At 61.5% G+C, this 18,755-nt stretch carries 17 protein-coding genes; 16 read left to right on the forward strand and 1 reads right to left on the reverse strand.

Annotated elements, in window-relative coordinates; translation table 11 throughout:
• Nucleotides 1-28 precede the first annotated feature (28 nt).
• The 14 genes from pcsA (at nucleotide 29) to ACODTZ_RS11555 (ending at nucleotide 16,185) form a co-directional block, all read left to right on the forward strand.
• Nucleotides 29-757: a phosphatidylcholine synthase gene (pcsA, locus tag ACODTZ_RS11490; RefSeq protein WP_018899946.1), complete on the forward strand. Its 729-nt coding sequence runs from the start codon at nucleotides 29-31 to the stop codon at nucleotides 755-757.
• 24 nt (nucleotides 758-781) lie between these two features.
• On the forward strand, nucleotides 782-1,765 hold the full coding sequence (locus ACODTZ_RS11495; RefSeq protein WP_489025827.1) for a quinone oxidoreductase family protein: 984 nt from the start codon (nucleotides 782-784) through the stop codon (nucleotides 1,763-1,765).
• Between the two features lie 39 nt (nucleotides 1,766-1,804).
• Nucleotides 1,805-3,379 (forward strand): ABC transporter ATP-binding protein, encoded by a 1,575-nt coding sequence (locus ACODTZ_RS11500; protein WP_489025829.1) that lies wholly within the window; start codon nucleotides 1,805-1,807, stop codon nucleotides 3,377-3,379.
• The gene (locus tag ACODTZ_RS11505) at nucleotides 3,369-4,454 is read left to right on the forward strand and encodes an ABC transporter permease (RefSeq protein WP_489025831.1); all 1,086 of its coding nucleotides are present in this window, start codon (nucleotides 3,369-3,371) and stop codon (nucleotides 4,452-4,454) included. The genes ACODTZ_RS11500 and ACODTZ_RS11505 overlap by 11 nt, the downstream gene beginning before the upstream one ends.
• The gene (locus ACODTZ_RS11510) at nucleotides 4,451-5,371 is read left to right on the forward strand and encodes an ABC transporter permease (protein ID WP_047510348.1); all 921 of its coding nucleotides are present in this window, start codon (nucleotides 4,451-4,453) and stop codon (nucleotides 5,369-5,371) included. Before ACODTZ_RS11505 ends, ACODTZ_RS11510 begins: the two co-directional genes overlap by 4 nt.
• Before the next feature lie 45 nt (nucleotides 5,372-5,416).
• On the forward strand, nucleotides 5,417-6,490 hold the full coding sequence (locus ACODTZ_RS11515) for a BMP family ABC transporter substrate-binding protein (protein WP_489025833.1): 1,074 nt from the start codon (nucleotides 5,417-5,419) through the stop codon (nucleotides 6,488-6,490).
• A gap of 146 nt (nucleotides 6,491-6,636) precedes the next feature.
• Nucleotides 6,637-7,599, forward strand: a complete 963-nt coding sequence (gene ytfQ / locus ACODTZ_RS11520) for a galactofuranose ABC transporter, galactofuranose-binding protein YtfQ (protein WP_112945640.1) — start codon at nucleotides 6,637-6,639, stop codon at nucleotides 7,597-7,599.
• A 120-nt stretch (nucleotides 7,600-7,719) separates the two neighbouring features.
• Nucleotides 7,720-9,243 (forward strand): galactofuranose ABC transporter, ATP-binding protein YtfR, encoded by a 1,524-nt coding sequence (ytfR, locus tag ACODTZ_RS11525; RefSeq protein ID WP_489026211.1) that lies wholly within the window; start codon nucleotides 7,720-7,722, stop codon nucleotides 9,241-9,243.
• Nucleotides 9,240-10,256 (forward strand): ABC transporter permease, encoded by a 1,017-nt coding sequence (locus ACODTZ_RS11530; protein ID WP_489025835.1) that lies wholly within the window; start codon nucleotides 9,240-9,242, stop codon nucleotides 10,254-10,256. Before ytfR ends, ACODTZ_RS11530 begins: the two co-directional genes overlap by 4 nt.
• Nucleotides 10,253-11,221 (forward strand): galactofuranose ABC transporter, permease protein YjfF, encoded by a 969-nt coding sequence (gene yjfF / locus ACODTZ_RS11535; protein WP_047510358.1) that lies wholly within the window; start codon nucleotides 10,253-10,255, stop codon nucleotides 11,219-11,221. The genes ACODTZ_RS11530 and yjfF overlap by 4 nt, the downstream gene beginning before the upstream one ends.
• The gene (locus tag ACODTZ_RS11540; RefSeq protein ID WP_489025837.1) at nucleotides 11,214-11,987 is read left to right on the forward strand and encodes a FadR/GntR family transcriptional regulator; all 774 of its coding nucleotides are present in this window, start codon (nucleotides 11,214-11,216) and stop codon (nucleotides 11,985-11,987) included. Before yjfF ends, ACODTZ_RS11540 begins: the two co-directional genes overlap by 8 nt.
• 81 nt (nucleotides 11,988-12,068) lie before the next feature.
• Nucleotides 12,069-13,430, forward strand: a complete 1,362-nt coding sequence (glmU, locus tag ACODTZ_RS11545) for a bifunctional UDP-N-acetylglucosamine diphosphorylase/glucosamine-1-phosphate N-acetyltransferase GlmU (RefSeq protein ID WP_489025839.1) — start codon at nucleotides 12,069-12,071, stop codon at nucleotides 13,428-13,430.
• Between the two features lie 108 nt (nucleotides 13,431-13,538).
• Nucleotides 13,539-15,365: a glutamine--fructose-6-phosphate transaminase (isomerizing) gene (glmS, locus tag ACODTZ_RS11550; protein WP_489025840.1), complete on the forward strand. Its 1,827-nt coding sequence runs from the start codon at nucleotides 13,539-13,541 to the stop codon at nucleotides 15,363-15,365.
• 115 nt (nucleotides 15,366-15,480) lie between these two features.
• Nucleotides 15,481-16,185 (forward strand): DUF502 domain-containing protein, encoded by a 705-nt coding sequence (locus ACODTZ_RS11555; RefSeq protein ID WP_026283275.1) that lies wholly within the window; start codon nucleotides 15,481-15,483, stop codon nucleotides 16,183-16,185.
• Nucleotides 16,186-16,195: 10 nt separating this feature from the next.
• Here ACODTZ_RS11555 and ACODTZ_RS11560 read toward each other — a convergent pair whose 3' ends face one another.
• Nucleotides 16,196-16,690, reverse strand: a complete 495-nt coding sequence (locus ACODTZ_RS11560; protein WP_489025841.1) for a peptide deformylase — start codon at nucleotides 16,688-16,690, stop codon at nucleotides 16,196-16,198.
• Nucleotides 16,691-16,858: 168 nt separating this feature from the next.
• Here ACODTZ_RS11560 and mgtE point away from each other — a divergent pair, with 168 nt between their 5' ends.
• Together mgtE and ACODTZ_RS11570 are read left to right on the forward strand one after the other, a co-directional pair.
• Entirely contained in the window at nucleotides 16,859-18,271 is a 1,413-nt protein-coding gene (mgtE, locus tag ACODTZ_RS11565) for a magnesium transporter (RefSeq protein ID WP_489025843.1), read from the forward strand.
• A 77-nt stretch (nucleotides 18,272-18,348) separates the two neighbouring features.
• On the forward strand, nucleotides 18,349-18,741 hold the full coding sequence (locus tag ACODTZ_RS11570) for a MerR family transcriptional regulator (RefSeq protein WP_018899930.1): 393 nt from the start codon (nucleotides 18,349-18,351) through the stop codon (nucleotides 18,739-18,741).
• The last annotated feature ends 14 nt before the right edge of the window (nucleotides 18,742-18,755 follow it).

An 18,755-nucleotide genomic window follows, 5' to 3' on the forward strand; every position in this document is an offset into this window, starting at 1 on the left:
CGGATTGCTTATGGCAACTCGGGGAAACATGAAGATTTTCAATTACAAGCGCGTACCCTACGCGGAAATGCGCGCATTTTCCGTCCATATTTTGACGGCCTCCGGTTCCTTCCTTGCTTTCCTCGGCGTCGTCGCCGCCGCCGAGCATCGTTTCGTCGACATGTTCTGGTGGTTGGGGCTGGCGCTTCTGGTCGATGGTATCGATGGACCGATCGCGCGCAAGGTCAAGGTCAAGGAAGTCCTGCCGAACTGGTCGGGCGATACGCTCGACAACATCATCGATTATGTCACCTACGTCCTGCTGCCGGCATTCGCGCTCTATCAGAGCGGCATGATCGGCGAGCCATGGTCCTTCGTGGCTGCCGGCATGATCGTCGTGTCGAGCGCCATCTATTACGCGGACATGGGGATGAAGACGGAGGAGTATTTCTTCTCAGGCTTCCCTGTGGTCTGGAACATGATCGTCTTCACGCTTTTCGTCATGGATGCCAGCGCCACGACGGCGCTCGTCGTCGTCACCGTCTCGGTGATCCTGACCTTCCTGCCGATCAACTTCCTGCATCCGGTGCGCGTCCAGCGCCTGCGTCCGCTCAATCTCGGCATCTTCTTCCTGTGGTCGGCGCTCGGCATCTATGCGCTGCTGATGCATTTCGTCGTGCCGCAATGGGCGCTCGTTCTTTTCGTTCTGAGCGGTATCTATCTCTATTGCATCGGCGCCGTGCTGCAGTTCCTGCCGGCGCTGGGACGCCGTGCATAGGAGAATTGGGCTAGGAGAACAGGAATGACGAAGACACAGGCCGTCGTGCTGAATGGGACCGGCGGTCCCGAGGTTCTCGATTATGTCGATATCGACCTGCCGCCACCCGGCGCCGGCGAAGTGCAGATACGGCACGCCACGATCGGCCTTAATTTCATCGACGTCTATTTCCGCACCGGCCTCTACAAGGCGCCGCATATGCCCTTCGTTCTGGGCAAGGAAGCTGCCGGCACCGTGACGGCGGTTGGTCCCGGCGTTTCGGATTTCAAGGTCGGCGACCGCGTTGCCTATGCCGGCTCCGACGGCGCCTACAGCATCGAGCGCAACATCGAGACCAGGCATCTGGTCACCGTGCCCGATGGCATCGGGCTCGATACAGCCGCGGCCATGATGCTGAAGGGCATGACGGCACAGTATCTGCTGAACCGCACTTTCAAGGTTGGTCCTGACACCACGCTGCTCTTCCACGCCGCCGCCGGCGGTGTCGGCCTGATAGCCGGCCAGTGGGCCAAGGCGGTCGGCGCGACCGTCATCGGCACGGTCGGCTCGGACGCCAAGGCCGAGCTGGCACGCGAGCATGGCTACGACCACGTCATCAACTACAACACCGAGGATTTCGTCGCACGCGTGTCGGAGATCACGGGCGGCAAGGGCGTCGACGTAGTCTACGATTCCATCGGTCGCGACACCTTCCCGCAATCGCTCGACTGCCTGAAGCGCCTGGGCATGTTCGTGTCCTTCGGCCAGTCATCCGGCCCGATTGAGGATTTCACCCTTGCGTTGCTGGCGCAGAAGGGCTCGCTCTTTGCGACCCGTCCGACGCTTTTCACCTATATCGCCACGAGGGGTGAGCTAACTGATTGTGCAAACGCATTATTTGATGTTGTTTTGAGCAACAAAGTGCGTATCAATGTCAATCAGACCTATCCGTTGCGCGAGGTTGGGCGAGCCCATACGGAACTGGAAGCTAGAAAAACGACCGGAGCGACGCTGCTGATCCCAGAATGATCCTGAAGGGGCAGGTCGGCAGTGGGAAATGAGGGGAAAGTGTCGTCATCGACTGTGCCGGCATCAGGCGCGTTATTGTCCGTCCAGAAACTGACAAAGCTCTTCGGCAGCTTTGCTGCCTGCAACCACATAGACCTCGATATCGCTCCCGGCGAAATCCATGCACTGCTAGGCGAAAACGGCGCGGGAAAATCCACGCTGGTCAAGATGCTGTTCGGCGTCCTGGAACCGAGCGAGGGCGAGATCGTGTGGGAAGGTCGTCCGGTGGCGATCGGCTCGCCCGGAGCCGCGCGCAAGCTCGGCATCGGCATGGTGTTCCAGCACTTCTCTCTGTTCGAGGCGCTGACCGTTGCCGAAAACATTGCGCTCTCTCTCGATGACAGCATCCCGATCGGCAAGATCGCCGAGGAGGCGAGGGCGCTGTCGCAGGCCTATGGCCTGCCGCTCGACCCGCACGCCCATGTGGCCGATCTGTCCGTTGGCGAGCGCCAGCGCATCGAGATCGTCCGCGCGCTCTTGCAAAACCCGAAGCTGATCATTCTCGACGAGCCGACCTCGGTGCTGACGCCGCAGGAAGCGGATAAGCTGTTCGAGACGCTGTTCAAGCTCAAGGCCGAGGGCCGCTCGGTGCTTTACATCAGCCATCGTCTGGAAGAGGTGCAGCGCATCTGCGACCGCGCCACCGTTCTGCGTCACGGCAAGGTCACCGGCGCCTGCGTACCGGCCGACGAAACGCCGGCCTCGCTTGCGCGCATGATGGTCGGCAACGACGTGGCATCCGTCACGCACCCCGATCGCGGCGCCAAGGGTCCGGTCCAGCTTGCTGTCTCCGGCCTCTCCGTCGCCCCGCGCACGCCCTTCGCCATGCCGCTGAAGGACGTGTCGATGACCGTCTGTTCCGGGCAGATCCTTGCGATCGCAGGTGTTGCCGGAAACGGGCAGGGCGAGTTATTCGATGCGCTGTCGGGCGAATATCCGGTGTCAAAGCCGGAAGCCGTCGTCATCCGCAACAAGCCGGTCGGAACCCAAGGGATCACCGCCCGCCGCCTGCTCGGCGCCGGTTTCGTGCCCGAGGAGCGCCATGGCCACGCCGCCGTATCGGCAATGAAGCTCTCCGACAACCTCGTGCTTGCCCGCAGCAAATCCGACCGCAAGGCGTTTCTGTCGGGCGGTTTCCTCAAGATCATCCGCCGTAGCGCCGTCAAGAACGCGACGAAGCGCATCTCCGAGGAAATGGATGTTCGCAAGAGCGGCGAGGATCCCGCAGCCGGGTCGCTCTCGGGCGGCAACCTGCAGAAATTCATCGTCGGCCGCGAGCTCGACCGCCAGCCGGCCGTCCTCGTCGTCAATCAGCCGACCTGGGGCGTGGACGCCGGTGCAGCCAGCCGCATCCGCCAGGCCCTCGTCGATCTCGCCCGCAATGGTTCGGCGGTTGTCGTCATCAGCCAGGATCTGGACGAGATTTTCGAGGTCGCCACCGAAATCGCCGTCATTTCCGAGGGACGTCTGTCGTCGCCATTCCCGGCTGGCGAGCTGACGCGCGAGAAGATCGGCTTGCTGATGGGCGGCCTGCATGAAAGCAAGACCGCGCCGGAGACCACGCATGCGCATTGAACTCGAAAAGCGTCCGCAAGCGTCGAAGCTCTACGGTCTCGTCTCGCCGCTGCTGGCGCTCATTCTGACGCTGGTTGCCGGCGCGATCATGTTCGAGATCCTGGGCAAGGATCCGATCGAGGCGCTCGACGCCTTCTTCCTGGAACCGCTGCTCGAAGTCTGGTCGCTGCACGAACTGGCGATCAAGGCCGCCCCGCTGATCATGATCGCCGTCGGCCTAGCGGTCTGTTATCGCTCCAACAACTGGAACATCGGCGCCGAAGGCCAGTTCACCATGGGCGCGATCACCGGCTCGATCCTGCCGATCCTGTTCACCGAGTGGCACTCGTCCCTGGTGCTGCCGCTGATGCTGATCATGGGTGCGCTCGGCGGAGCGCTATTCGCCGGCATCCCGGCGCTGCTCAAGGCGCATTTCAACACCAATGAAATCCTGACCAGCCTGATGCTGGTCTATATCGCGCAGCTCTTTCTCGATTGGCTGATCCGCGGCGCCTGGCGCAATCCCGCCGGCTTCAACTTCCCCGAAAGCGTCTCCTTCCCGCCCGAAGCGGTGCTGCCGGCGATCTGGGAAGAATCCGGCCGTGCTCATTGGGCCTTTATCTTCGCGATCATTGCCGCGATCCTCGTATGGTTCATGCTGAAATACACGCTGAAGGGCTTCGAGATCGTCGTGCTCGGCCAGTCGGAACGGGCAGGGCGCTTCGCCGGTTTCTCGTCGAAGAAGATGATCTGGTTCAGCTTCCTGTTCTCGGGCGCGCTGGCCGGTCTCGCCGGCATCTCGGAAGTCTCGGGCTCGATTGGCCACCTGCAGCCGGCGATCTCGCCGGGCTACGGCTTCACCGCGATCATCGTCGCCTTCCTTGGTCGCCTCAATCCGCTCGGCATCATCGCTTCAGGCCTGGTGCTGGCTCTGACCTATCTTGGTGGCGAAGCGGCGCAGCTGTCGATCGGTGTCTCCGACAAGGTTACCCGCGTTTTCCAGGGGCTGCTGTTGTTCTTCGTCCTGTCCTGCGACACGCTGATCGCCTACAAGATCCGCATCGTCTGGTCGCGTGTCCGGGGAGGCGTCGCATGAGCATTTTCGAAGCCATCCTGCTGACGGTCATCACCGCTTCGACGCCGCTCGTCATCGCAGCCCTCGGCGAACTGGTGACCGAACGCTCCGGCGTGCTGAACCTCGGCGTCGAGGGGATGATGATCATGGGCGCCGTCGCGGCCTTCGCCGGCGCGCAGATGTCCGGCTCGCCCTATATCGGCCTTCTGGCCGGCATTGCCATGGGCGCCATCTTCTCGCTGCTCTTCGCCTTCCTCACGCTGACGCTGGTTGCGAACCAGGTGGCAACAGGTCTGGCGCTCACCATCCTCGGCCTCGGCCTGTCGGGCATGCTGGGCGAGGGTTATGTCAGCGTGCCCGGCGTGCGGCTCGCACCGATCGTCGTACCCTATCTCTCCGACCTTCCCTTCGTCGGCTCGGTGCTGTTCAAGCAGGATCTGACCTTCTACCTGTCGCTGGCACTGCTCTTCGGCGTCAGCTGGTTCCTGTTTCGCAGCCGCGCCGGCCTCAAGCTGCGCGCAATCGGCGACAGCCACGGCTCGGCGCATGCGCTCGGCATCAGCGTCATCCGCACCCGCTATCTTGCCGTGATGTTCGGCGGCGCCTGCGCGGGGCTTGCCGGCGCGCAGCTGTCGCTGGTCTATACGCCGCAATGGGTGGAAAACATGTCGTCGGGCCGTGGCTGGATCACGCTGGCGCTGGTGGTCTTCGCTTCATGGCGTCCGTGGCGTGTCTTCGCCGGCGGCTATCTCTTCGGCGCGGTCACCATCCTGCAGCTGCATGCCCAGGCATTCGGTATCGGTATTCCGGCACAGTTCCTGTCGATGCTGCCTTATGCGGCCACTATTGTGGTTCTCGTCATCATTTCTCATAATCGGCGCACGACGCTGATCAACACGCCGGCGTCCCTGGGAAAACCATTCGTCCCGGAACGATAGAACAAGAACAAACGAACTCAGAAATTCCAAACCACAGGGGTTACCATGAAAAGACTAGCATTCGCATTTGCCGCTTCGGCAGCTGCCATCCTGAGCGTCGGCTCGACCGCCCAGGCAGCCGACAAGACCAAGGTCTGCTTCGTCTACGTCGGCTCGCACACCGATGGCGGCTACTCGCAGGCGCACGACCTCGGCCGCCAGCAGATCCAGAAGGAATTCGGCGACAAGATCGACACGCCGTATCTCGAAAACGTTCCTGAAGGCCCGGATGCAGAGCGCGCCATCGAGCGTCTCGCCCGCTCCGGCTGCAAGCTGATCTTCACGACGTCGTTCGGCTTCATGGACGCCACCGTCAAGGTTGCCGCCAAGTTCCCGGATGTGAAGTTCGAGCACGGCACCGGCTACAAATCCGGCCCGAACCTTGCGACCTACAACTCGCGCTTCTACGAAGGCCGCTACATCCTCGGCCAGATCGCTGCCAAGACCTCGAAGAACCACGGCGCCGCCTACATTGCTTCCTTCCCGATCCCGGAAGTGGTCATGGGCATCAACTCGTTCGAGCAGGGCGCCAAGTCTGTCGATCCTGATTTCAAGCTCAAGGTCATCTGGGTGAACACCTGGTTCGACCCGGGCAAGGAAGCCGACGCCGCCAAGGCCATGGTCGACCAGGGCGTTGACGTGCTCACGCAGCACACCGACACGACGGCCCCGATGCAGGTTGCCGAAGAACGCGGCATCCATGCGTTCGGCCAGGCTTCCGACATGATCGCGGCCGGCCCGAAGGCGCAGCTGACGGCAATCGTCGACACCTGGGGCAACTACTACTCCAAGCGCGTTCACGCGCTGCTCGACGGCACCTGGAAGTCCGAGCAGAGCTGGGACGGCCTGAAGGATAACATCCTCAAGATGGCCGACTACACCAACATGCCTGACGACGTGAAGAAGATGGCGCAGGATACCGAAGCCAAGATCAAGTCGGGCGAGATTCACCCCTTCACCGGCCCGATCAACAAGCAGGACGGTACCCCGTGGCTGAAGGCTGGCGAGAAGGCTGACGATGCCACGCTGCTCGGCATGAACTTCTACGTCGAAGGCGTGGACGACAAGCTGCCGAAGTGAGCATTTCTCACTGTTAGCACATGCGAAAGGGCGCTCGTTTCGGGCGCCCTTTTTTGCTGCATTGCATACCAGAAAGTGCATTTACAAAAGTAATACTATATGATTTTCCTAGTGCGTGCCGCGGGAGGCGGCTTTTGGAGGAAATCATGAAATTCAAGACAGCACTCATGAGTGCCACGGTTTTTGCTGCCTGCATGTTCGGCTCGGCACAGGCCGCCGAACTGGTTGTCGGCTTCTCGCAGATCGGCTCGGAATCGGGCTGGCGCGCTGCTGAGACAACCGTCACCAAGGAAGAGGCCAAGAAGCGTGGCATCGACCTGAAGTTCGCCGATGCCCAGCAGAAGCAGGAAAACCAGATCAAGGCGATCCGCTCCTTCATCGCCCAGGGCGTCAACGCCATCCTGCTCGCACCGGTTGTTGAAACCGGCTGGGACGCGGTTCTGAAGGAAGCCAAGGAAGCCAACATCCCGGTCATCCTGCTCGACCGCACGATCAAGGCGCCTGAGGATCTCTACCTGACGGCCGTGACCTCCGACCAGGTGCATGAAGGCAAGGTTGCCGGTGACTGGCTCGTGAAGACCGTTGCCGACAAGAAGTGCAACATCGTCGAGCTCCAGGGCACCACCGGCTCTTCGCCGGCCATCGCCCGCAAGAAGGGCTTCGAGGAAGCCATTGCCGGCAAGTCGAACTTCAAGATCGTTCGCAGCCAGACCGGCGACTTTACCCGCACAAAGGGTAAGGAAGTCATGGAAAGCTTCCTGAAGGCTGAGAACGGCGGCAAGGACATCTGCGCCCTCTACGCCCATAACGACGACATGGCTGTTGGCGGTATCCAGGCGATCAAGGAAGCCGGCCTGAAGCCGGGCAAGGACATCCTCGTCGTCTCTATCGACTCCGTTCCTGACATCTTCAAGGCTATGGAAGCGGGCGAAGCCAACGCGACCGTCGAGCTGACGCCGAACATGGCAGGCCCGGCATTCGATGCGCTCGACGCCTACCTCAAGGACAAGAAGGCTCCGGCCAAGTGGATCCAGACCGAATCGAAGCTCTATACCCAGGCTGACGATCCGAAGAAGGTCTACGAGTCCAAGAAGGGCCTCGGCTACTGATCTGACGCATGAACCGCACCGGTCCATCATGGACCGGTGCGGAACTGCCGCGAACGCTGCCAGACATCATGTCGGGTTGCTATCAGGCCATGTCGGTCAATATCAGGAAAAGCCCACTTGATGATTCACAATTTCGAGAACGTCCTTGCCGCATCAGGCATATCGAAATTCTTCCCCGGAGCCGTCGCTCTCGACAAAGTCGATTTCACCCTTCGCAAGGGCGAAGTGCACGCGCTGCTGGGTGAAAACGGCGCCGGAAAATCGACGCTGATCAAGTGCATCACCGGTGCTTATCGCCGCGACGAAGGCAGCCTCACGCTTGATGGCGCCGAGATCGATCCGGCTGATACCCTTGCTGCGCAGCGGCTTGGCATCGGAACGGTGTATCAGGAGGTCAATCTCCTTTCCAATTTGAGCGTTGCCGAAAATCTTTTCCTCGGACGCCAGCCGAAGCGCTTCGGCATGATCGACGTTTCCACCATGAACCGCCAGGCGCGCGAACTGCTGCGACAATATGGCATGGAGATAGACGTCACCGCGCAGCTCGATCGCTTCTCCGTCGCCGTCCAGCAGGTCGTGGCCATTGCCCGCGCCGTCGATCTCTCCGGCAAGGTGCTGATCCTCGACGAACCGACGGCAAGTCTCGACGCGCAGGAAGTGGCCATGCTCTTCGGCATCTTGCGCGACCTGAAGAAACGCGGCCTCGGCATCGTCTTCATCACCCACTTCCTCGAGCAGGTCTACGATATCAGCGACCGCATCACGGTGCTGCGCAACGGTAAGCTGGTCGGCACCCGCGAGAAGGCCGAACTGCCGCGCCAGGGCCTGATCTCGATGATGCTCGGCCACGAGCTGGCGCATGCGGAAGCTGCCGTGAAGGAACGCAGCGTCGCCGCCGGGCCGGTGAAATACAGCTTCGAGGGATATGGCAAACGCGGCAAGGTGAAGCCCTTCGACTTGAATGTGCGCGTCGGCGAGGTCGTCGGTGTCGCCGGTCTGCTTGGCTCAGGACGCACGGAAACGGCCGAACTTCTCTTCGGTATCGAGAATGCCGATAGCGGCACCGCCAAGATCGACGGCAAGCCGGTGGCGCTTTCAAATCCGCGCGCGGCGATCCGCGCCGGCTTCGGCTTCTGCCCGGAGGATCGCAAGACCGATGGCATCATCGGCGATCTCTCGATCCGCGAGAACATCGCGCTGGCGCTGCAGGCGCGCCGGGGATGGGCGCGGCCGCTGTCGCGCGGCGAGCAGAACACGCTCGCCGACCAGTACATCAAGGCGCTCGACATCCGCACCACCGACCGCGAAAAGCCGATCCGTCTGCTGTCAGGCGGGAACCAGCAGAAGGCGATCCTCGCCCGCTGGCTGGCCACCAATCCTGATTTCCTGATCCTCGACGAGCCGACCCGCGGCATCGATGTCGGCGCTCATGCCGAGATCATCAGGCTGATTGAGGAACTCTGCGAACGGGGCATGTCGCTGATCGTTATTTCATCGGAATTAGAAGAGCTTATCGCCTACAGTTCACGTATTTTGGTATTGCGGGACCGCGAGCATGTGGCGGAGTTGACGGGTGAGAACGTCAGCACGTCGCGCATCGTCCAGGCAATCGCCGCCGTGCAGAAAAAGACGGAGGACGCATGACGTCGTCACAGAAGGCGCTGCTCATCCGCCTGGCACCGCAATTGATCGCGCTTGCAGTCATATTGCTGTTGAACTTCATAATGTTCCCCCAGTTTTTTAATGTCACAATTCAAAATGGCCGGCTCTACGGCAGCTTGATCGACGTCTTGAACCGCGGCGCTCCCGTAGCGCTGCTTGCGATCGGCATGACGCTCGTCATCGCCACCAAGGGCATCGACCTCTCCGTCGGCGCGGTCATCGCCATCTGCGGCGCCGTTGCCGCGTCGTCGATCGTCGCAGGCAACTCGCTCGCCTGGACGCTGGTGCTGACGCTGCTGATCGGTCTCGCATGCGGCGTCTGGAACGGCTTCCTCGTGGCGGTCCTCAACATCCAGCCGATCATCGCCACCCTGGTGCTCATGGTTGCCGGTCGCGGCATCGCGCAGCTGATCACCGAAGGCGTGATTATGACCTTCAACGATGACGGTCTGATCTTCTTCGGCAGCGGCTCCTTCGCCTTCATGCCGATGCCCGTCGTCATCTGGTTGGTTGTTGGCGTTCTGGTCACGCTGCTTGTCCGCCGTACCGCGCTCGGCATGCTCGTCGAGGCAACCGGCATCAATCGCCGCGCAAGCACTCTGTCAGGCGTCCGTACGCCGGTGCTCCTGATGGCCGTCTACATGCTGAGCGGGCTGTGCGCGGCGATCGCCGGCATCATCGTCGCCGCCGACATCAAGGGCGCCGACGCCAACAATGCCGGCCTCTGGCTCGAGCTCGACGCGATCCTCGCGGTCGTCGTCGGTGGCAATTCGCTGCTCGGCGGCCGCTTCAGCATCGTCGGCTCGCTCATCGGCGCGATGATCATCCAGGCGGTCAACACCGGCATCCTGCTCTCAGGCTTCCCGCCGGAGTTCAACCTCATCATCAAGGCGGTGATCGTTCTGGTCATCCTGGTGATCCAGTCGCCGGCCGTGCAATCGGCAGCCGTCTTTGTAGGGCGTCGCTCCAGCCCGAGAGGGGAACTGCAGAAATGAATTCGAAATACCTGCCGCTTCTCGCGACAATCGTGATCTTCATCCTCTCTTACGCCGTCTGCGCCATGCAGTATCCGAGCATGCTGTCGACGCGCGTGGTCGGCAACCTCTTGACCGACAACGCCTTCCTCGGCATTGCCGCCGTCGGCATGACCTTCGTGATCATCTCTGGGGGCATCGACCTCTCGATCGGCTCGGTCATTGCCTTCACCGGCGTGTTCCTCGCCGTCATCCTGCAGAACACCAGCATCCATCCGCTGGTCGCCTTCGCGCTGGTGCTCGTCATCACAACCGCCTTCGGGGCAGCGATGGGCGCGGTGATCCATTATCTGCAGATGCCGGCCTTCATCGTCACGCTTGCCGGCATGTTCCTGGCGCGCGGCATGGCCTTCGTGCTCTCCATCGACAGCATCCCGATCGGCCACGACTATTACAACACGCTGTCAGGTCTCTATTACAAGCTGCCGGGCGGCGGCCGACTCACTTTGATCGGCGCCGTGATGCTCCTGGTTTTCGCCGTCGGCATCTTCATCGCGCACCGCACCCGCTTCGGCACCAACGTTTACGCGCTAGGCGGCGGGGCGCACACGGCGCAGTTGATGGGTGTGCCGGTTGGTCGCACCACAATTCAGATTTATGCGCTTTCCGGCTTCCTTGCCGGCCTGTCCGGAATCGTTTTTTCCCTCTATACGTCCGCCGGCTACTCGTTGGCGGCTGTCGGTGTCGAACTCGATGCCATCGCGGCGGTTGTCATTGGGGGCACTTTGCTGACGGGTGGAGCGGGATTTGTAGCAGGGACCTTTATCGGGCTCCTGATACAGGGGTTGATTCAGACCTACATCACCTTCGATGGAACACTCTCCAGTTGGTGGACGAAGATACTGATCGGCCTGCTGCTTTTTGCATTCATCCTGATGCAGAAGGCCATCCTGTTCCTCTCGAGTTTGAACAAGAGGTATGCCTGACGGGGGTCGTGGCTTGCGCAATAGAATTCTGGACACCGGGAAGACACAACGCCGATCTCGCACCAGCCACGCACAGGTGGTGGACGAACTCGGCCGCTCCATCGTCGCCGGCACCTATCCCGTCGGGAGCATTCTCCCTGGCGATATCGAGCTTGCGCAGCGCTTCAAGGTGTCCCGCACGGTTCTTCGCGAAACGATGAAGACGCTGGCCGCCAAGGGCATGATCGTCGCCAAGGCGCGCGTCGGCACCCGCGTCACCGAAAAGAGCCAGTGGAACATGTTCGACAGCGAGGTGATCGCCTGGCACTTTGATGACGACGTGACCGAGGAGTTCCTGCTGCAACTCTACGATATCCGACTGGCCGTCGAGCCTTTCGCGGCTGGTCTGGCGGCCGAGCGGGCAACGCCTGAGGAGATCGCGCTCCTGACCGATCTCGCCAAGGAGATGGCAGCGCCCGATCATACGACCGAGAGCCTCGCGATGGCCGATCTTGAGTTCCATCTCGCTGTCGCCGATGCAGCGCACAATCCTTTCATGCACACGCTCGGAAGCCTGATCGAGGCCGCACTCGTCGGCATGTTCCGCATCAGCACGCCACCTTCACAGAACGGCTTCTCGAACATCGCAGAGACACACATGCGCATCGTCAAGGCGATCGCGGCGGGCGATGTGCCGGCGGCCCGTTCAGCGATGGAGGCGGTCATCGTCGAGGGCCGCGATCACGTCCACGACGCCTATGCCGGAATGACCAAGGTATCGGCCTAATCCTTTTTTGATCTTTGTTCCGTTATCGAGTTGCTGCTATGAGGCGGCAACGCGCCTGTAACGGATTCTTGGGAGCAGACCATGGAACGCACTTGTCTTGCCGTCATTCTCGCCGCGGGTGACAGCACGCGAATGAAATCGTCGAAGTCGAAGGTTCTCCACCCGGTGGCCAACCGTCCGATGATCGCCCATGTCGTCGAAGCCGTGGCCAAGACCGATATCGGCGCCGTCGCACTCGTGGTCGGTCGTGACGCTGACGAGGTCGCCAAGGCCGCCGCGGTCGGCGGTGTCGAGATCGAAGCCTATCTCCAGAAGGAACGCCTCGGAACCGGCCACGCTGTTCTCGCAGCGCGTGAAGCCATTGCGCGCGGCTATGACGATGTGATCGTCACCTACGGCGACGTTCCCCTGCAGACGGAAGCGCCGCTCAAGGCAGCACGGCAGGCGCTGGCAGAGGGCAGCGATATCGTCGTTATCGGTTTCCATACGGACAGGCCGACCGGCTATGGTCGCCTGCTGGTCAAGGACGGTGAGTTGATCGCCATCCGCGAGGAAAAGGATGCAACCGACGCCGAGCGCGCCGTCACCTGGTGCAACAGCGGCCTTATGGCCATCAACGGCCGCAAGGCGTTGGAACTTCTGGCGCTGATCGGCAACAGCAATGCCAAGGGCGAGTATTATCTGACCGATCTCGTCGAGATCGCTCGCTCGCAGGGCGGCCGCGTCACCGCCGTCGATGCCCCCGAGGTCGAGATGACCGGCACCAACAACCGCGCCGAGCTCGCCGTCATCGAGCGGCTCTGGCAGGAGCGCCGTCGCCACGAACTGATGATCTCGGGCGTGACGATGATCGCCCCCGAAACCGTCTTCCTGTCGTACGACACCGTCATCGGCCAGGATGCACTGATCGAGCCGAACGTCGTCTTTGGCCCCGGCGTGGTGATCGATGGCGGCGCCATCATCCATGCATTCTCGCACATCGAGGGCGCGTATGTCAGCGCCGGTGCAACGGTCGGCCCGTTCGCGCGCCTGCGGCCGGGTGCTGATCTGGCTGAAGGCTCCAAGGTTGGCAATTTCTGCGAAGTGAAGAACGGCAAGGTGGGCGAGGGCGCCAAGGTCAACCATCTGACCTATATCGGCGACGCCCGCATCGGCGCCGGCGCCAATATCGGCGCGGGCACGATCACCTGCAACTATGACGGCGTCAATAAGAGCGAAACGATCATCGGCGCAAACGCTTTCGTCGGATCGAACTCCTCGCTGGTGGCGCCCGTCAGCATCGGCGACAACGCCTATATCGCGTCGGGCAGCGTCATCACCAATGACGTACCGGCCGACGCTCTGGCCTTCGGACGCGCGCGCCAGGAGATCAAGCCTGGACGTGCCACCATCCTGCGCGAACTGGCACTTGCGAAGAAGGCCGCCAAGAAGGCGAAACCCTGATTGCCTTCGTAACGTGCGGTCACCGAAAGTGACCGCCGGGCCGATTGAGTAAAAAGTGAAAATTGTTACGACTGCCTGCAATTGATTGCTGGCTCTGGGGATTTCTTTATGTGTGGTATTGTTGGTATCGTTGGTAACAGCCCTGTGGCGGTGCGTCTGGTCGATGCGCTGAAGCGGCTCGAATATCGCGGTTATGATTCCGCCGGCGTCGCCACCATCCACGATGGCGCCATGGACCGCCGCCGCGCCGAAGGCAAACTCTTCAATCTCGAAAAGCGCCTCGACGCCGAGCCATTGCCCGGCACGACCGGTATCGCCCACACCCGCTGGGCAACGCACGGCGTTCCGAACGAAACCAACGCCCACCCACATTTCGTCAAGGGCGTCGCCGTCGTCCACAACGGCATCATCGAGAACTTCTCAGAACTGCGTGACGAGCTGACCGCCGAAGGCGCGGTGTTCGAAACGCAGACCGACACCGAAGTCGTGGCGCACCTTGTCGCGAAGTATCTCGGTGAGGGCCTCGAGCCGCGCGCGGCGATGATGAAGATGCTGAACCGCATCACTGGCGCCTACGCGCTGGCCGTCATGCTGCAGAAGGATCCCGACACGATAATGGCGGCGCGCTCCGGCCCGCCGCTCGCCGTCGGCTACGGCAAGGGCGAAATGTTCCTGGGCTCCGACGCGATCGCGCTGTCGCCCTTTACCAGCGAGATCACCTATCTCGTTGATGGCGACTGGGCGGTTTTGACCAAGGACGGCGCGACCATTCTCGATTTCGACGGCAACGAAGTCTCGCGCCCGCGCCAGATCTCGCAGACGACTGCCTATGTCGTCGACAAGGGCAATCACCGTCACTTCATGGAAAAGGAAATCTACGAGCAGCCGGAGGTCATCTCCCACGCGCTCAGCCAGTATGTGGATTTCGCCAGCAACACGATCAGCGCCAACGCGGCGGCGATCGATTTCAAGTCGGTGACGGGTCTCGCCATCTCCGCCTGCGGCACCGCCTATCTCGCTGGTCTCGTCGGCAAATACTGGTTCGAGCGCTATGCGCGCCTGCCTGTCGAGATCGACGTCGCTTCCGAGTTCCGCTACCGCGAAATGCCTTTGTCGCCGACGCAGGCGGCACTCTTCATCTCGCAGTCGGGCGAGACCGCCGACACGCTGGCGTCGCTGCGCTACTGCAAGGACAACGGCCTGAAGATTGGCGCCGTCGTCAATGTCAAGGAATCAACGATCGCCCGTGAATCGGATGCGATCTTCCCGATCATGGCGGGTCCCGAAATCGGCGTCGCCTCCACCAAGGCCTTCACCTGCCAGCTCGCCGTTCTGGCATCGCTCGCGCTCGGCGCCGGCAAGGCGAGGGGCACGATCGGCTCCGATCAGGAAAAGGAGTTGGTACGCCATCTCGCCGAGATGCCGCGCATCATGAGCCGCGTGCTAAACGCCATCCAGCCGCAGATGGAAACCCTGTCGCGCGAATTGTCGAAGTGCAAGGACGTGCTCTATCTCGGTCGCGGCACCAGCTATCCGCTTGCCATGGAAGGTGCACTGAAGCTCAAGGAAATCTCCTACATCCACGCCGAAGGCTATGCGGCCGGCGAATTGAAGCACGGCCCGATCGCGCTGATCGACGAGAACATGCCCGTCATCGTCATCGCGCCCTACGACCGCTTCTTCGAAAAGACCGTGTCGAATATGCAGGAAGTCGCTGCCCGTGGCGGCCGCATCATCTTCATCACCGATGAAGCGGGTGCCGCGCATTCCAAGCTGCCGACCATGGCGACGATCGTTCTGCCCAATGTCGACGAGATCATCGCGCCGATGATCTTCTCGCTGCCGATCCAGCTTCTGGCCTATCACACGGCGGTCTTCATGGGCACCGATGTGGATCAGCCGCGCAATCTCGCCAAGTCGGTCACGGTCGAGTGAGGCCGGCCGACCGAGGCTTGTGCGGCGCGGCGAATTCTGGCAGTTTTTGGCACGGAAAGCACGGGGGCACTGATTTCCGATCGCAGCTAAACTCAACGGAGTTCGTCGGCATACGATGACGGAAAAACTGCCCCGATTGTCGGTCGCGTCGCGCATCAGAAACAACTTTCTGGCGGGCATCATCATCTGCGCGCCGATCGCCATCACGCTGTGGCTGACATGGTCGGTTGTGCGCTGGGCCGATAGCTGGGTGAAACCCTATCTTCCGGCGCGCTACGATCCCGACAACTATCTGAATTTCGCCGTTCCCGGCTCCGGCCTGCTGATCGGCCTGATCATCATCACTGTCATCGGCTTTCTCGGCAAGAACCTGATCGGCCAGCAGATCGTGATGTTCAGCGAGTCCCTCGTGCGCCGCGTGCCGCTGGTGCGCGTCATCTACAAGAGCGTCAAGCAGATCTTCGAGACGGTGCTCAAGGAGCGCAGCAACTCCTTCAAGAAGGTCGGGCTGATCGAGTACCCAAGCCAGGGCCTCTGGGCGATGGTCTTTATCGCGACGGATGCGAAGGGCGAGATCGCCTCGAAGTTCAACGCCATGGGCCACGACATGGTCAGCGTCTTCCTGCCGCCGACCCCGGTGCCGACGGCGGGCTTCCTGATCTTCGTGCCGCGCGAAAAGATCGTGCTGCTCGACATGTCGCCGGAGGACGCCGCGAAGCTTCTGATCTCGGGCGGCCTCGTGACGCCGGAAGAACTGGCCTCGCAGATCGCCGCCCCTGAGCCTGCGCGCAAGCCGCTGCCCGCGCCGGTCGAAATGTAATCCGGCCGGTTCAGCCGCCGGCCTTCTCCCACTTCTTCACCAACCGATCGCGCTTCAGCTTCGACAGACGCTGCAGCCAGAAAATCCCGTCGAGCTGGTCGATCTCGTGCTGGATGCAGATGGCGAGAAAGCCCTCCGCATCCTCCTCGTGGGTGTTTCCATCGACATCCTGATAGCGAAACCGCACCGCGTTCGGCCGGATCACCTCGTCGGTGGCGCCAGGCATCGAGACGCTGCCCTCGGTATTGCGGCTGGTCTCATCGGATGCCTTGATGATCTCCGGATTGACGTAAACCCGCACCCCATCCTCGCGGCTAAGCTCGATGACGGTCACACGCTCGAATACGCCGATATGCGCCGCCGTGATGCCGACGCCGGGCGCCGCGCGCATCGTGTCGAGAAGGTCGGCGACAAGCGTGCGCAATGTGTCGTCGAAGGCTGTCACCGGCGCACAAGGCGTTTTGAGACCGGGGTGAGGGAAGCGTAGAATGGGGCGGACGGTCACGAAAACCTCTCCTGATTTCAGATGCGCCGAAACTATCTCCCGACTGGCGAATTGTCATCCGTATGAACGGTTTAACGCTGGACGTTCCCATGTCTTTCGGCTAGCACGGGTTGAATTCCGGCGTATCGAAGCGTTCTAAACTTCGAAAGAGATGCGAGGGCGGCAAAGATGACGAACGACGCAGAAGAGCTCGTCCGCACGCGTCCGGAGGACAGCGAAGCCGACCTCTACGACGAGAACGGAAACGTCCGCAGCGACTTCCTGGTGCTTGTCGGCGCGGCCATCGCCGATCGCGATACGATCTTCCTCAGACAGCACGTCGCACGCCTGCACGAATCGGAACTGGGCGACCTGCTGGAATCGATCCAGCCCGATCAGCGCTTAGCACTCGTTCGCCTGCTCGGCGACCAGTTCGACATGACGGCGCTGACGGAGGTCGACGAGGCGATCCGCCGCGAGATCGTCGACCAGATGCCGAACGAGCAGATCGCAGCCGCGATCGGCGAGCTCGATTCGGACGACGCCGTCTACATTCTGGAAGATCTCGATCAGGAAGACCGCGACGAGATCCTGGCACAGCTGCCGTTCACCGAGCGCGTTCGCCTGCGCCGGGCGCTCGATTATCCCGAGAGCTCCGCCGGCCGCCGCATGCAGACGGAGTTCGTCGCCGTGCCGCCGTTCTGGACGGTCGGCCAGACGATCGACTACATGCGCGACGAGGAAAACCTGCCCGATTCCTTTTCGCAGATCTTCGTCATCGATCCGACGTTCAAGCTGCTCGGCGCCATCGATCTCGACAAGATCCTGCGCACCAAGCGGCAGAACAAGATCGAAACGATCATGCGCGAGACCAACCACCCGATCCCGGCCGAAATGGACCAGGAAGAGGCGGCGCAGCTCTTCGAGCAATACGACCTTCTCTCCGCCGCCGTCGTCGACGAGAACGACCGGCTGGTCGGCGTGCTCACCATCGATGACGTTGTCGACGTCATCCACGAAGAGGCCGACGAGGATATCAAGCGCCTCGGCGGTGTCGGCGATGAAGAGCTGTCGGACAACGTCTTCTCGACGGTCAAGTCGCGTTTCCTGTGGCTGGTGATCAATCTTGGCACAGCACTTCTATCGGCGAGCGTCATCGGCCTGTTCGACGGCTCCATCGAGAAGATGATCGCGCTTGCCGTGCTGATGCCGATCGTCGCCTCCATGGGCGGCAATGCCGGCACGCAAACCATGACGGTGACCGTTCGCGCGCTCGCGACCGGCGATCTCGATATATACAATGCCGGCCGCGTCATTCGAAGGGAAGTGGCGGTCGGCCTTGCCAATGGCGCCATGTTCTCGGTGATCATGGGCACCATCGCAGCCACATGGTTTCATGACTACCAGCTTGGCTTCGTCATCGGCTCCGCGATGATCATCAATCTCTTCGCCGCAGCCGTCGCCGGCATTCTTTTGCCGTTGTTGCTGGATAAGGTTGGGGCCGATCCCGCCATTGCCTCGTCGGTTTTCGTGACCACGGTCACCGATTGCACCGGCTTCTTTGCTTTTCTGGGGATCGCCACCTGGTGGTTTGGCATATAGACAACTCGCAACCGGGTTGCACAAATTGACTATTACGTAAAAGTCAATATTATGGGTTCCTGAATATCGAGGGATCCATGCCGGTTAGCAAATATTACAGCATCACGGAGTTGACGCGCGAATTCGGAGTTTCGACGCGCACACTGCGATTTTATGAAGACGAAGGCCTCATTCACCCGGAGCGTCGTGGCCGTACGCGGCTGTTTCGCCCGACCGACCGGCGCCTGATCCAGGAGATCCTGCGCGGTCGCCGCATAGGCTTCACCATCGCCGAAATTCGCGAAATCATTCAGGTCTACAAGGAGCCGCCGGGCGAGCTCGGCCAGTTGAAGCTGTTGATGAAGCGCGTCGACGAAAAGCGCGAGGACCTGCGCCAGAAGCGCAAGGATATCGACGACACTCTGGCCGAACTCGACAATATCGAAGAATCCTGCCTCGGCCGCCTCGCCGAAATCGGCGTCGGCACCTGATCAGCCCGAGCGCC

The sequence above is a fragment of the Rhizobium sp. FG113 genome (assembly GCF_057809895.1).